Annotated in this window: 12 protein-coding genes and 1 pseudogene; 4 read left to right on the forward strand and 9 right to left on the reverse strand. The window is 63.5% G+C overall.

Features of this window, described 5'->3' with window-relative positions; all coding sequences use genetic code 11:
• Positions 1-25: 25 nt before the first annotated feature.
• Both ACTDXD_RS19805 and ACTDXD_RS19810 read right to left on the reverse strand, forming a co-directional pair.
• On the reverse strand, positions 26-769 hold the full coding sequence (locus ACTDXD_RS19805) for a hypothetical protein (RefSeq protein WP_440123971.1): 744 nt from the start codon (positions 767-769) through the stop codon (positions 26-28).
• A gap of 28 nt (positions 770-797) precedes the next feature.
• Positions 798-1,691 (reverse strand): hypothetical protein, encoded by an 894-nt coding sequence (locus tag ACTDXD_RS19810; RefSeq protein ID WP_440123972.1) that lies wholly within the window; start codon positions 1,689-1,691, stop codon positions 798-800.
• 232 nt (positions 1,692-1,923) lie between these two features.
• Here ACTDXD_RS19810 and ACTDXD_RS19815 point away from each other — a divergent pair.
• Positions 1,924-2,257, forward strand: a pseudogene (locus tag ACTDXD_RS19815) (lipase family protein); the annotation flags it as partial.
• 38 nt (positions 2,258-2,295) lie between these two features.
• On the opposite strand, the gene ACTDXD_RS19820 reads toward ACTDXD_RS19815, so the two are convergent.
• The 3 genes from ACTDXD_RS19820 to ACTDXD_RS19830 form a co-directional block, all read right to left on the reverse strand.
• Complete coding sequence (locus tag ACTDXD_RS19820) at positions 2,296-2,895, reverse strand: hypothetical protein (RefSeq protein ID WP_440123973.1); 600 nt, start codon at positions 2,893-2,895, stop codon at positions 2,296-2,298.
• 143 nt (positions 2,896-3,038) lie between these two features.
• Positions 3,039-5,438, reverse strand: a complete 2,400-nt coding sequence (locus ACTDXD_RS19825; protein ID WP_440123974.1) for a TPR repeat region-containing protein — start codon at positions 5,436-5,438, stop codon at positions 3,039-3,041.
• On the reverse strand, positions 5,435-5,740 hold the full coding sequence (locus tag ACTDXD_RS19830) for a hypothetical protein (protein ID WP_440123975.1): 306 nt from the start codon (positions 5,738-5,740) through the stop codon (positions 5,435-5,437). The genes ACTDXD_RS19825 and ACTDXD_RS19830 overlap by 4 nt, the downstream gene beginning before the upstream one ends.
• Before the next feature lie 153 nt (positions 5,741-5,893).
• On the opposite strand from ACTDXD_RS19830, the gene ACTDXD_RS19835 reads away from it, so the two are divergent.
• Together ACTDXD_RS19835 and ACTDXD_RS19840 are read left to right on the forward strand one after the other, a co-directional pair.
• Entirely contained in the window at positions 5,894-9,004 is a 3,111-nt protein-coding gene (locus ACTDXD_RS19835; RefSeq protein WP_440123976.1) for a DEAD/DEAH box helicase, read from the forward strand.
• A 175-nt stretch (positions 9,005-9,179) separates the two neighbouring features.
• Positions 9,180-10,535: an MFS transporter gene (locus tag ACTDXD_RS19840; protein ID WP_440123977.1), complete on the forward strand. Its 1,356-nt coding sequence runs from the start codon at positions 9,180-9,182 to the stop codon at positions 10,533-10,535.
• A gap of 3 nt (positions 10,536-10,538) precedes the next feature.
• Here ACTDXD_RS19840 and ACTDXD_RS19845 read toward each other — a convergent pair whose 3' ends face one another.
• Positions 10,539-11,561 carry an SMP-30/gluconolactonase/LRE family protein gene (locus tag ACTDXD_RS19845; protein WP_440123978.1) on the reverse strand — a complete coding sequence of 341 codons (1,023 nt, stop codon included), beginning with the start codon at positions 11,559-11,561 and terminating at the stop codon, positions 10,539-10,541.
• The gene (locus tag ACTDXD_RS19850; RefSeq protein ID WP_440123979.1) at positions 11,558-11,908 is read right to left on the reverse strand and encodes a nitroreductase/quinone reductase family protein; all 351 of its coding nucleotides are present in this window, start codon (positions 11,906-11,908) and stop codon (positions 11,558-11,560) included. Before ACTDXD_RS19850 ends, ACTDXD_RS19845 begins: the two co-directional genes overlap by 4 nt.
• 127 nt (positions 11,909-12,035) lie before the next feature.
• Here ACTDXD_RS19850 and ACTDXD_RS19855 point away from each other — a divergent pair, with 127 nt between their 5' ends.
• Positions 12,036-13,070, forward strand: coding sequence for a TIGR03617 family F420-dependent LLM class oxidoreductase (locus ACTDXD_RS19855; RefSeq protein ID WP_440123980.1), 1,035 nt, complete (start codon positions 12,036-12,038; stop codon positions 13,068-13,070).
• Positions 13,071-13,074: 4 nt separating this feature from the next.
• On the opposite strand, the gene ACTDXD_RS19860 is transcribed toward ACTDXD_RS19855, so the two are convergent.
• Both ACTDXD_RS19860 and ACTDXD_RS19865 read right to left on the reverse strand, forming a co-directional pair.
• The gene (locus ACTDXD_RS19860; protein WP_440123981.1) at positions 13,075-13,767 is read right to left on the reverse strand and encodes a hypothetical protein; all 693 of its coding nucleotides are present in this window, start codon (positions 13,765-13,767) and stop codon (positions 13,075-13,077) included.
• 151 nt (positions 13,768-13,918) lie between these two features.
• Positions 13,919-14,347 (reverse strand): hypothetical protein, encoded by a 429-nt coding sequence (locus tag ACTDXD_RS19865; RefSeq protein WP_440123982.1) that lies wholly within the window; start codon positions 14,345-14,347, stop codon positions 13,919-13,921.
• Between the last annotated feature and the right edge of the window lie 60 nt (positions 14,348-14,407).

Consider the following 14,407-nt stretch of genomic DNA (forward strand, 5'->3'; position numbering starts at 1 on the left):
GGCTGTATCGGGTGTGCTCCTGTCCTTACTCATTGTCGTCGGGGAGGGTGGGCCAGCCGGGGTAGAACGGTTCGACGATGGGAGCGGCGGGAAGCGTTTCCTCAAGCGGGGCATCGTAATCGAATCCAGGCGGTCGCGTCATACACACACGCCACGGGTCGTTCTCGCCCATCCGCTTGTCCGTGAACCGTTCGACTTTCCAGCCGTCGAACACGTTCCAGTCCGGATATGAAAGCCTGCGCTCGCTGCCAACCGGAGCAATGGTGTCTTCTGCCGTTCCGGATGGCTGGATACGAAGCGACGAGTAGGACAGTGATTCCAAGCGTGCCCACCCCGTGTCGGTGGGCATGGCAGTTTGCATGTAGACGTCGCAGACATGGACTTCGGTGGCAGGTAGTCCCAGGTGGGTGGTCGATTCAACTTGGAGTATGTGGTGGTCCATGGTGCCGGTTCGTGTTCTCGGGGGCGATTTTTGGGCGTCGGCGATGTCGTTGAATCCCGGGTAGAGGGTGGCGGGGTCGGCGGTGCGGTCGTAATTGCTCTCGCTCTCGATGTAGCCTCGGGCCACTTGTATCTCTGCAGAGTCGAGGTCGATGCCGTTTGGTGCGGTCCAGCGATGGGCCATGATCTTTGCGTCGGCATCGAGTGCGGCGAAGCGGTCAGGTTTCGGTGGAAGCGGTGGAGCGGTCTCGGGGGCACACGCCCCCATGACCGCGGCAAGTGTTGCGATGCCGGCGACCCGGATGAGGATCTGGGTCGAATTCTTCACTGCGAGAGACGGTACGGAGATGATCATGCTACTTGCTGTCCTCGACGACAGTAGGCCACCCGGGGTAGAACGGTTCGACGACGGGGGCGGCGGGAAGGTTCTCTTCTTGGGGTGTTTCCGGGGTATAACCCGGCATATTCTCATCACAATCGGTCCGCGGACCGCTCTCACCGATGCGGCCGTCGATGAATCGTTCAATTTCGAGGCCTTCGAAGACATTCCACGTCGGATATGGAAGTCGATGTCCGTAGTCGAGTATTGGAATGGCGGTCGGGGTGTCGGTGGATAGTCGTACTCGAAGGGGTGTGTACCGCTTTGTCGCCACACGGATCCACCCGTGTCTTGTGGATATTGCGGTGTGCATGTAGTCGCTGCACACGAATATCTCGGTTACGGGTTCGCCCATGTGGATGGCGGGTTCGACCAGGAGTATGTGGTGGTAGATCGTCCCGTACTGTGGCGTCGCAACGCCTTCCGGCGGAGTTTGGACGTCCCAATATCCGGGATGGACAGCGGCCGGATCAGCGGTGTGTTCGTAGGTGCTTTCGCTTTCGATGTAGGAACGGACCGCTCGTAGTTCTCGTGAGTCAAGAGAAAAACTGTCGGGCGCAATCCAGCGATGCGACATCAACTTTGCATCCGCATCGAGTGCAGCGAAGGAGACAGGCTCAGGAGGCGGTGACGCTGGCAGCGGGTCTGAACCTGCGCATGCTCCTAAGGCGATGGCTAGCGTCGCGGTGACGATCAAGTTGATGAGCTTCCGAACGGATGGGGTCTTCATCGTGGAGTGCTCGTCTCCCTTGTCGTGGGTGCGAGTCCTCATCGGTGAGGTGTCGATCTCGCAGAGCTCTTCGGCGTGCAGATCGAACTGGCGTGAGACCGACCTGATTTGTGGCAGGTCGGCTTCGAGCGTATCGGTCATCCCCGTGATCCCCCATCGATCGGTCCCCTCGTCCGATCGGCTCACAGGTTAGCGCCTCGGCTGGTGTCCGCCAATTTGACGGTAGGTGGCGTTGGTTGTCGGCACCCTGCGCTAGGCCGATGCTGGTCTGCCAATCCGACGGCAGCACCGTGCGGGATGCGCAGAAAACTGTGTGGCGTCCGGCGGATCGATGAGCTCCGCCGAAATATTCGTTCACTATTGTTGGCAACAGCAGGTGCTGTATCGGACGACCGACCAGTTCGATCGCCCGAGCACGACGGTCCTGCGTCCGCTGCTGCCCGGTCCGGCAAAGCTGATTTCGTATCACATGGCGTACGACGCGCTCGGGTCCGAATGCGATCCGTCGTACACCCTCACCGGGAGCGACACCTACAGTCAGGCGGGCACGTTGGAACAGGCCGTGATCATGGGCTACCGGGCTACCGGGCTTCCGGGCTTCCGGATTCACGGTCGTCGTCCCGGACTACGAGGGTCCCGACCTCGAGTGGGCCATCGGACGGCAGTCTGCGTATGCGGCACTCGACGGTGTGCGTGCCGCGGAGTCGGTGTGAACCGTCTTGGGACGGTCATATAGCCCATGTTCCTATTCCTCGTCGTCGGCGAGGGTCGGCCAGCCAGGGTAGAACGGTTCGACGACCGGCGAATCCAGGAGCTCTTCGTGTCGGGGCGTGTCCTGGTTGACGCCGGGGATGCCCCACATGCAGGTGTTCCAGGGGTCATCGTTGCCCTTCCACTCAGGAAGAATCGTTTCAACCTCCCAGCCGCTGAAGACATCCCAGGTAGGGTACGGAAGGTAGTGTTCATAGTCGAACAGCCCAGTGTCGTCACGTGGTGGTTCGGTGCGTCGGATCTGGAGTGCTCGGTACGCCAGCGATTTCGTACGCACCCACCCGGTATCGGAGGGCTTGGCAGTCCGCATGAAATCCTGACATACGTGCACAACGTCGACATTGTTGCCACGGTCATCGGTGGAGGGAGTGATGCTGAGGACGTGTATGTAGGTGGTCCCGGTGAGAGGTAGCGACTGTGAGGTCTCCTCGATCAACCTGGCGAAACCCGGATAGGTGACATCAAGATCAGCCGTACGAATGTAGTTCTCGCGGCTTTCGAAATAAGCACGTGCTACCCGCATCTCGGGAGAGCCAAGATCGATGTCGGGTGGGGCAATCCAGTGGTACGTCATGATCGTGGCATCGGCGTTCAGCTTCGCGAATTGGTCGGATTCAGCCGGATAGGGAGGGGAGGACTGAGGTGCGCATGCGAAGGTGACAACTGCGCAGATCGACACTGCAAATAGTCGGACAAATGCGTGGGGTTGGGTAAGTCTCATCGTGGAGACTCCAGGTATGTACTGTCTCTGACAGGGCGCGCAATGTAGCCGTATCCGTCGATGTAGTAACTGCGGAACTTGTTGTAATCGATGTCGTATGTGTCGAGTGCTTGGTCGATTGCGTCTGTGGCATCGAGGAGTGACGCGCTGCTGGGCGGATAGCGCAGGCCGCCGTCAATCCCGATTATCCCCTCCGCCCGGAGATTTTCCAGGATCCTGGGATCTTGGGGCATCCCGTGCTGCGCGACCGCCTGCTCGAGCAGGTGGTAGGAATTCGCCGCGCCGTACTGACTGAAATCACCCGTGAACGGAGAGCGTTCAGTGGACTCGAAGGCCGGAACAAATGCATCGTGCATCGCAGAACTGTTGATATCCATCAGTAGCCCAACGGTTCCGCTGAGACGAGGGTCCAGTGCGACGAGATTCCGTACGATAGTGTAGTTCGTGTTGTAGGTATCGCTGCGACGTTGCTGTGCATACTCTTCGATACTCTCTCGGTCGTTGAACTTTTCGCCTGCCGCGTTGTAGATGCCAGTATCGACCAGTGCTTGTAGCCGGCCTGCGTATGCGGCAGGACTATTCGACGTACCTTCTATGAATTCACTGGCGAAGTGTCGCCCAAATGTTGTGGAGGCACTACCGAACGTGGTACTGGAATCCGAATCTGTGGCCATGAGCGTGAAAATCCTCTGAGCATGGCCGAACGAGTTGACGGGTTCGAGGCTATCGGCCCTCCAGACGCCAGTATCGTCGGCCCCGACCAACTCCGGGATATACCCGTGCAAGCCATCGGCGAATGCTCGCACCAAGTCGGGATTCACCTCACCGATGCTCGAGGTGTTCTCGCCGTGGACATCCATCAATCGGTCGAAGTTCTCTTCGTGCGAAAGATACTGCGACAGATGGAGTGCGGCGAGTTCCGCGCGGTCGACACGTGCGGTGTCGCCGGCCGCGTGGGCCTCGCCCATCTCGTGGGTCATCCAGTTGGTGAGGCGCCCTGCGGATTCGCCGCCGTCGTCCCAGCTGTGAGTGAACAGCGGTGTGAGGATGTCGTCGCGTCGAATATCGGTGCGGCCGTCCCCATTCAGGTCTCCGGCAAGCATGCGCGCACTGACGTCGTGGTTGCTGGTGGCGACGTCGAGCATTGATTCTCCGGCGTGGCCGACCGTGATCGGGATGGTGTCGTACGGCCCGGTGCCGGAACCTGTCGTATCGATCACGGATGCTTGCGATGCAGCAGATTCGACGAGCTTCGTGCCGAGTTCGGCGCCGGGAGTGCCGTTCCCCGTGCCGACGAACTCCCAGAATTCACGTCCGCGGATCACCGAGTCGATGTACGCGGCGTGACCTGAATTGGCGAGTGCATTGCGGTGCGCGGCGGCTGCGGCCCCAGGCTCGGACTCGAGCTCGCTGCGGATGTCAGGCGGCAGGGTGTCCATGAATGCGGACAGGGTGGGCGGAACCTGGTAGCCGTCGAGCTGGACCGCGCCCGGGCGGGTTTCGACGAGGTCGCGGACGTCCTGCGGTAGGCGATCCCACCCGCCGCGCTCGTCGTTGACGTCGCGTACGTGTTCGTTCGACAGCGCGAGAATCCCGCTTGCGAGACTGTCGCGGGCGTCGAGCGCTGACGCACTCCCGTCGGCGAGGAGTTGCTGCTGCAGCTCCATGACGCCGGCTGCTCCCGCTTCGCCGTACAGGTTCTCGAGGTAGTCGAACGCGCCTGCGGGAAGAGCGGTGACGACCTTCCCTGCCGAAAGCTCGTCGAGAGAGTGCGGATCGAGTCCGGCTGCGGCGAGGTTCGTTGTGAATCGTGCCAGGTCCTCTGACGTGACCGTGCCGTCGTTGAGCATGGCCCAGTCGTGGGTGGCTTCGTCGGGAGAGAAGGTCGCCGGTGGTGGGGCGACGTCGATGAGGTTCGAGACGATGCCGCCGATGCGGCGCGCATGGTCGTCATCCAGCTCGCCGATCACACGCAATGCGTCCTGGATCATGCTCCAGTGAGCGGCAGCGTCGGGCTCTCCGTCGTAGACCCCGGTGAAGTCGGGCCCGGCAGCGACACCCCCGTCGCTGACCGTGAAGCCGGCTCGTTCAGCAGCGGCGATTCTGTCGAGAGCCACGCGGGCCGCATGTGCGAGATCCTCGTCGGCTCTGCGGGTGGCGGCAGCGATCTCCCGCAGTTCGTAGGCGATTGTGGTGTCGGACTTGCGTTCGCAGTCCAGGTGATCTGCCGCGGCATCGGCAACGGTACCGGTCCATGCGGACCAGAGGTCGTTGGTGGATGTGTGGATCGAGTCGCGGGCGTCTTCGAGACGGGTGGCGACCGACTCTGTCGAGATCACCTGCTCGGAAAGCGCGGACCAATTCCATTGACGGACATCGGATACCGACGGAATCATGCGGAGACTGCCCTCGCGAGCTCGTCCCTGAAGTAATTCTCGGTTTGCGAGTAGTCCTCACACACGCGGTTCATGGTGTCGTGCAGCGCCCATGCACGATCGGCGAGAATCAACAGGGCACGTCGGGTGGTTGCCTCGGCGTTGCCGAGCGCGGCGGCGACGGACGAGACCTGCAGGAATCCGCTCGCCGATCGAGCCCTCATCGGTGAGGTGTCGATCTCGCAGAGCTCTTCGGCGTGCAGATCGAGCTGGCGTGAGACCGACCTGATTTGTGGCAGGTCGGCTTCGAGCGTATCGGTCATCCCCGTGATCCCCCATCGATCGGTCCCCTCGTCCGATCGGCCACAGACTAGCGTCTCGGGTGGTGTCCGCCAATTCCTCGGTTGGATCGTCTCGGTGTCGGCACCCTTCGCTAGGGCTCGCAACCGATCTTGAATGCGCAGCGAGGGGGAGCGGTGGACACGGAATATCGTCGGCAGGGCGACGTCATCGAGTTCTGGCGAGCGGTGGAGTTGTTCAGCCCTCAGCAGGTACCGAAGGTCGACAGGTTCGACGCTCTATCGCCAGTCGAGAAGGTGACGCACCGCGATCTCCTGCCGTGGGAACACGGCCACAGGTTGCGCCTACCGCCGGGCCGCGCCGGTTACGAGCGGCAGCACATCGTCTACTTCGGCGTGTATCGCGTCGACCAGGTGTGGTCCGCTGTCGACGAGATCCTCACACCGGGTGACGAGAATTATGATCCGCGCCCCTCGGGGGAGTGCGCGCTGGCCGCCGTCGTCGTCGACAGATACGGCTGTGCCGTTCCCGGATCCGAAGTGCTGTCCGGGCTGGCATGGGCAGCCGGACGTACCCGCGACCCAGGCCCGAGTTCGAGGTCCTGGCTGCACGGGCTGGGCGAAGCCCAGAAACTCCTGGCCGAACTTCTCGACGACGAACAGCACATCAACCCGCGTTGCGGATGCCGACTGCCGCTGGACGCCGAACGGCTCGCCGCGATTCGCCGACGCATCGCCGCGCTGGCGGGAGTGGAAGGCATGATCGACTGTGCCGAGATCCGTGTCCGTTCGGTGGAGATCAAACAGTCCGAGGGTGTCGACGGCACCGACTTTCTCAACAGTTTCATCGCCGCCGATCTGGAGATGGTGGCCGGTCGAGTCGCCGTCGGAGACGTCGGTTCCGGACTTGCGCACTACCTCACCGAGGATGCGGCTCTCGACACGGCGCGGCGCGTCGACGTCAGTGCCGCACCGGCGGCGTCGTTCCTGGCATGCCGACCCGAGGCAATTCCGCCCGGCCGGTGGCCCGGTAAACCCGAGCATCCTTTGGCGCTCGGGCAGCAATTCGCCGTAAACACGATCATGGACGAGCTGCGCAGCAGCGCGGGGATTTTCGCGGTGAACGGCCCGCCGGGGACGGGGAAGTCGACGCTGTTGCGTGATCTCGTCGCCGCGGTCGTCGTCGAACGCGCCGATCGTCTTGCGCATCTCGCGAGCCCGTCCGCTGCGTTCGCCGCGACGCCACACCGCTGGAAAGCCGGAGACTACACGCGGGTGGTGCAAGGGTGGACCGACGCATTCCACGGCTTCGAGATCGTGGTGGCATCATCCAACAACGGCGCCGTCGAGAACATCAGCTTCGAGATGCCTGCGACAGACGCCATCGATTCCGACCGGTTCGCGAACGACTACTTCTCAGACATCGCAACGGCGCTGCTGAGCAACGCCGGCAAGGATTCGAAGGCCTGGGGATTGACGGCAGCGCGGCTCGGACGTAAGAGCTACCGCACCGGATTTACGAACACGCTGTGGTTCGACGACAAGGCCACCGGAAGGAAGCCTCCTCGACCAGGGCTTCAGTCGATTATCAAGGAGCTCGAATCGACCGGACCGACCAAATCGTGGCACAACGCCGTCACCGAGTATCGCAGCGCGCGAGACGCTGTCGCCGCGATGATCGATGAACGTCAGTGCGGCTACGAGCAGTATCGTGAACGAGCACACCGCGAGAGCGAACTGCGAGCAGTCCTCGACCAGGTGGCGGCCCATGAGGAAGCACTTCGGTCCGCGGAAGATATCGAGGTGGTGCAACGCGGTGCAGTCGAACGCCTTCGGCAGGGCCGGGCCTCCGTAGAAAACGAACTCGCCGCGCACAACGAGCAGCGTGTCGCGTGGTGGCGGATGGGCCGCAATGTTCGCGAGCAACGTCGGCGCTGGCAGTCTCACCGCATCGGCTTGACGGACGCGCTCGCGTTGTGGGATGCGAAATACACCGACGCGTTCGCGGCCCATCAGCGGACCCTCCAGAACCTGGTCGGTCTGCAGGGCACCCACGATCAACTTGTCCAGCGATCCGACGCTGTTCGGTGCCGTCGAGACGAGCTGGACCGTTCTCTCGACGAGTTGCGCCAGCGATGGGGCCGTGCGATGCCTGGGCCCGAGTGGACCGGCGATCCGGCCCGGGAACTGGCGGCGCCGTGGTCGGACGAGGCACTGAACGAGGCACGGTCGCGACTGTTCGTGGCCGCACTGGACCTGCACAAGGACTTCCTCGCGCAGGTGCCCAAGCAGATGCGCCAGAGCTTGCACGGGGCGATGGACGTCGTCGCCGGAAACGCGCCACCCAACCTGGATCCGGCTGCCGTCGCCGATGCGTGGCGTGCATTGTTCTTCGTCGTACCGCTCGTGTCGACGACGTTCGCTTCCTTCGACCGGGTGTTTCGCGGACTCGGACGTGAAGCCCTCGGCTGGTTGCTCATCGACGAAGCCGGGCAGGCGACACCGCAGAACCCCGTCGGTGCGATCTGGAGGACGCGGCGGACCGTCGTCGTGGGCGATCCGCTGCAACTCGAACCCGTGGTGACCCTGCCGTTCCGCGCGCAGCAGGCGGTGCGGGGTGCGTTCGGTGTGGACGAACGGTGGTTGCCCGGACGGTCGTCGACACAGTCGATCGCCGACCGACTCACTCGCTGGGGAACCACCCTGCCGGGCGACGACGAACCGATCTGGGTGGGGGCGCCGCTGCGGGTGCACCGGCGCTGCGCCGAGCCGATGTTCTCCGTCGTCAACACCATCGCATACGGCGGCACGATGATCCACGGTGGTAATCCCTCCCCGGGCGGTGAACTGCCGCCATCGCAGTGGTACGACGTGACCGGGACGTCGAACGGTCACTTCGTGCAAGCCGAATACGAGCGCCTCGTCGAACTCCTCGAGGATCTGATGCGCAGGAAACTTCCGATGAACGACGTGATCGTGCTCAGTCCGTTCAAGGACGTCGCGCGGCGTCTTGCGGGGCTGCGCTCCCAGTACGACGGGATCACCGCCGGAACCGTGCACACCGCACAGGGACGGGAGGCGAAGGTTGTCGTCCTCATGTTGGGAGGCGACCCGGCTCGTGAAGGCGCGAAACGGTGGGCGTCGTCGAAGCCGAACCTTGCAAACGTTGCCGTGAGCAGGGCGAAGCAGCGCCTCTATGTGATCGGGGATCGTGCGGCGTGGTCGCGGCACCCGCGATTCGATGTGCTTGCACGGGAATTGGGCGGCTCCCCAGCGCGTAGCCGGTGAACCCCCACCAGAACCGAACACACCGCGCGAAGGTGTGGGCCGCGATCCGGGTCCGACATGTCAGGACCAACCTCGCTTCCGCTGAACGGAAACCTGTATGTAATTGCTTCGCATGGTTCGAAAGGATCGCAGTTGTGACGTGAGTCATGACACGACTAGTGATTCGGAGTGATGAATGAACCCACGGTTGCCGGCGTCGGTCGAAGGGCCGCACTCGTCTCGTGACGCCGAGGCGGTGGTCGATCGATCACAACTGCGTAAGGTCACGTTGTCGAGCCTGCTGGGCACGACCATCGAGTACTACGACTTCTTGCTCTACAGCACGATGGCTGCCTTGGTGCTGGGCGATCTGTTCTTCCCCGCGTCGAACTCGGCGGTCTCGACCATCGCGGCCTTCGGAACCCTTGCTGCCGGCTATGTCGCGAGGCCGATCGGTGGTCTGATCTTCGGGCACTTCGGCGACAAACTGGGCCGCAAGTCGATGCTCGTCATCACGATGGTCATGATGGGTATCGCGAGCTTCGCAATCGGCGTGCTACCGACATACGAGCAGATCGGAGTGCTGGCGCCCATCCTCCTCGTGACGATGCGCGTGGTGCAGGGCGTCGCGGTGGGCGGCGAGTGGGGTGGTGCCGCGTTGATGGTCGCCGAGCACGCCGACCCCCGTCGCCGCGGATTCTGGACCGGGCTCATGCAGCTCGGCTCGCCTGTCGGCTTTCTGCTGTCCACACTGGCAGTGATGATAGCGACGCTGCTGCCCGAGGAGTCGTTCAACTCGTGGGGGTGGCGTCTTCCGTTCCTCGCGAGCGCACTGTTGCTCGTGATCGGCCTCTACATCCGGATGAGCGTGGTGGAGAGCCCCGTGTTCGAGGATGCCGCGGAAAAGGCCAAGGAAGCCGCTGCGGCGAAACCTCCTGTGCTGCAACTCTTACGCACTCCGAGGCCGCTGATCCTCGCATGCGCGGTGGGAATCGGTCCGTTCGCGCTGACTGCGCTGATCACCTCGCACATCATCTCGTATACGAAGACCATCGGATACGACACGTCCACGGTCATGCGCGTCCTCGTTGTGATGTCGATGGTGTCGATCATCGCGATCCCGGGCTTCTCGACCTTGTCGGACCGGATCGGCAGGCGGGCTGTGAGCCTCACCGGCGCAGCCGCGGCGGTGCTGTATGCCTTCCCGCTGTACGCGCTGATCAACTCGGGTGACACCACGCTGCTGGTGATCGGCCTGCTGCTCGGGCAGGTCATCCAGTCGGCGATGTATGCGCCGCTCGCTCCGCTCCTGTCGGAACTCTTCGGCACAGGAGTCCGCTACACGGGGGTGTCGCTCGGCTACCAGCTCTCGAGCCTGATCGGTGCCGGCTTCACTCCACTGATTGCTGCGAGTCTGCTGGCGACTTCGGACGGGTCGAGCCTGCCGCTCAGCCTGTTGCTTGCGATCACCGCGGGCATCACGATCGTTGCTGCGTGGGTCGCGTCGGAGACTAGTGGGAAGGATCTTACGACCGCCGAGCACGTCGGCTGAGCGTCAGGTGGGCACGGAGGTCACCGCGATGGCATGCTCGTGAAGACTGCCGAGAATCAAGATGCCTTCGTGTTCGACGACTCCCGTCACCATTGCGTAGTCGTCGCCGTCCCGCTGCAGATCGTGGATGATCGTGCCGTCGGGGCCGACGCCGAGGACCCACGCGGTGCGGGCAGGAGAGGGCAAGAGTCGATCAGGTAGTGACCACATCGCTCGGCGGAGGATTCCCGGTAACGGGAGCAGTGCGTCGAGTACCGGGTTTCGCGGCGATGCCAGTGTCACCCAGATGAGTCCGTCGCTGCCGAGCGCGATGTTGTCGGGAAAGCCGGGCAGGTTGTCGACCAGGGTTTCTCTGTTGCCGGACCGGGGCCCGCGCAACCAGTAGCGGTTGAGGCGATAGGCAGCGGTCTCCGCGACGATCAGCGCCGAGCGGTCGGGTGTGAACGCCACACCGTTGGCGAATTGCAGAGTGTCGAGCAAGGTCTCGACCGAGCCGTCGGGAGACCGGCGGAACAGCCGGCCGGTCCCGGAGTGCTCGACGAGGTCGGCCATCCACTGCTCCAGTGGCCAGCGACGCGAGGATGCGGTGAAGTAGATCGTTCCGTCGCTCGGGTCGGCCACCACATTGCTCGCGAAGCTCAGCGGTTCGTCGTCGATCGTGTCGACCAGCACTTCGACGGGCTGTCCCGGGCCCGGCCAGCGCAATAGTCCGCGCTCGGCGTCGCAAATGAGCAGTGCGCCGTCGGTCTCGGCGTGAAGCCCCAGTGGCCGGCCGCCGGTGTCAGCTGCCGCGGTGACAACTCCGGTGTCGATGTCGACTCGCAGTATCTCCCCGGTCTCGATTCCGGTGTAGGCGAACCCATCGGCACCCAGGACGACATCCTCGGGGCCCGCACCGGGCAGCGTGATTCGCCGAACTGGTGGCAGAGGCGGTGTGCTGGCGTCGTGCTTCGCTCGCTCCGGCGAGGAAGGCGGTGACCAACGACGCGGCCGCAGGCGCATGTCGGGCCGGTCCTGTGCATTCATGCGGGGTCGAGTTTCAGGGTGACCTCGGCGCGACCGCGGTCGTCGCGGTGCGCAACAGCGTGGCCGGTACGTTCTTCCCCCAGTTGGATTCGCATGGGGGCGCCATTTCCGAGGAAGTTGCGCCACCATGATTTCTCGTGGGGCGTTGCGGCACGGATCGTCACGGTATCGCCCGAGATTCGGTACCCGACCGGCAGCGTGTACGGCCGACCGGATCTGCGGCCTGTGTAGGTGATCGGGGCGACGACGCCGCGGATTCGGGGTCCGATGACAGGCAGCCCGGACGCTGCGACGACGACGGAATTGACGGGGCGCGCTAGGCGCAGAATCGAGCTACCGAGTGTCATTTTGCCTCCGTGTTCACAGTACGGTGCGATCATGCTCCGTCGAGCCGGTCAAATCTGGCTCGGCCTTCTCTTCAGGCGGGTTATATGCTCACTCCGGATCGGACCCGGAGATGTTGCAGGAGTGTGTATGAAAGTCGTCCTACCGCTCGCTTCCAGGGACGGCGCACTCGCCGACGTCGCCGACATGGCGATCCAAGCCGAGGAGAGCGGATTCGACGCGGTCTCGTTCAGCGAACTCACCTCTGATCCGATCCTCCACTTGACGATTGCCGCCGGAGTGACCACCCGCGTCGACCTGCTGACCAACATCGTGGTGGCGTTCGCGCGGTCGCCGATGACGCTTGCGGTGCAGGGGCGGGCCCTGCAGGACTACAGCGGCGGACGGCTTTCGCTCGGTCTCGGCAGCCAGATCAAACCGCACATCGAGAAGCGCTTCTCGATGCCGTGGAGTTCGCCGGTACCGCGGATGGCCGAGTTCGTCTCGGCGATGCGGGCGATCTGGGAGTCATGGGCCACCGGTGCGAAGCTGGATTTCCGCGGCGACTTCTACACTCACACCCTCATGACTCCCATGTTCAGGCCTCCGAGTGAACAGCCCGCACCCGAGGTACTCCTTGCCGCCGTCGGCGCCAGGATGACCGAGACTGCAGGCCGCGTTGCCGACGGTATCCTGTTGCACCCCTTCACTACCGAGCGATACATGCGGGAAGTGACGTTGCCTGCCCTTGCTCGCGGGCGGCGGGCGCCGGGCGCGCCGGAGCGCGACCCCGAAATCATCGCATCCGGATTCATCGCCACCGGACACACGGAGGAAGAACTCGCTGCCTCGAAGGCCGCGGTACGGCGACAGATCTCCTTCTATGGCTCGACTCCCGCCTATCGGCCTGTTCTCGACCTGCACGGACTGAGCGACCTCGGCGATGAACTCAACCGGCTCTCCAAGACCGCCGACGACGGCAAGTGGGACACCATGGCGGGTTTGATCGACGACGGGATTCTCGGCCTGTTCGCTGTAGAGGGCGCTCCCGCCGTGGCAGCGCGAGCGCTGGTCGATCGCTCCGGTGACGTCGCGACCCGCTACACGATCAACAGTGTCGGTGTGCCCACTCCGCAACTGCAGCGCGAAGTTGCGGCACTTCTACAGAATGCTGCGAAACGCTAGGAGTTCAACGAACGTAGACCCAATGCCCACCCGAGCACTGTTGCTTTCGCATGTCCGGGGTGTGGGTGATCAATCCCTCTTCGTCGGGATGGCACGGACCTGCCACGGCTCCGCCGCCGCCCATCGTTCCCGGAGGATTGGGGGGATTGTTGACGGCATCGAACTCGTCGGCGCACTGCTGTGACCACGGCGTCCAGGTCCCGTCGTCGTACACCGTCGCCCCGCGATTATGGACATTCTTGTCGGTTCCACACCACGAGATCTGCGGGTTCTGCGGATCTGCGTTCGGGTCCGGGGGCGGTGCATCCGAGTAGGGATTGGGGCAGATATCGCCGACGCAGTCGTACGGATTGGGGTCGAGGCTTCTTCTCGGGCCTTCGCTGGTATCCGCTTGCCCGGCGACCGGTTCCCCACTGGCAACGTCCGGGTCGTTCGCCTGCTCGGAAGCGGGTGGTTCACTGACAACCTCCCCGGCGGCAGGTACGGCAACACCGCTGTGGGGTTCCGTTGACGGCGCGGCGGTCGCGGACGGCAATGTGGCTGTTTGTGACGTGGACGCGGTACCGGTCGAGGCATCCACCGTGACGGTAGTCGTCGCAGTCGAAGCCTCCGCCTCGCCGTTCGATGCGGCACCACCCCCGCAGCCTGCAATCACAAGCCCCAGAGCGACCAAGCATACTGCTGCAGATCTTCTCATGTCCCCTCCACATCAAGACTGCTCCGAATCCGGCACGTGGAAATCCCACGTTCGTGACCAGGATCGTGGGCCTCCGAACCGGTGTTACAGGCCGTGAGTCATGGAAACAATTCGTGGACAAGATCTTCGGGGCGTAACGTCTCGCCCGGCGTCAATTCTCGGTGGGACGCCGGATGCTGGACGAGCGATATCGCACCGAGAACATGCCGATCAGTCCGGCAGCGACAATGGCCTGGCCCAGCATCAGCGCTGACGGCAGGACGATCAGTTCCCAGCCGGTCGACGCGAAGGCCAGCGCCCACACGATGATTGCGGCGGCCAGCGCGATCGTTGCCATCTGACCGACTCCCATGAGGATCATCGCCCATCCGCGCAGGCGACGCTGAACGATGCAGACGGCACCGGCAATGGCTCCGGCGAACGAGATGGGTAGCCCGAGCAGGGTCGGAAGAACCACCATGATCTCGATGCCGCCCCCGACTTCGACCACCCCCGCGAACACCAACTGCGGGACGACGAACAACCAGATCGGTACTGTGCACAGAACCGAGATGATCGACACGGTGCGGAGCATCTGCATCAGGTGAACGTATCCGAAGCCTGCCGGTGGTGGCGGGACCCCTCGATTCGCTTCGGTTCG

Source organism: Rhodococcus sp. SJ-3 (assembly GCF_051918125.1).
Classification (GTDB): Bacteria; Actinomycetota; Actinomycetes; order Mycobacteriales; family Mycobacteriaceae; genus Rhodococcus.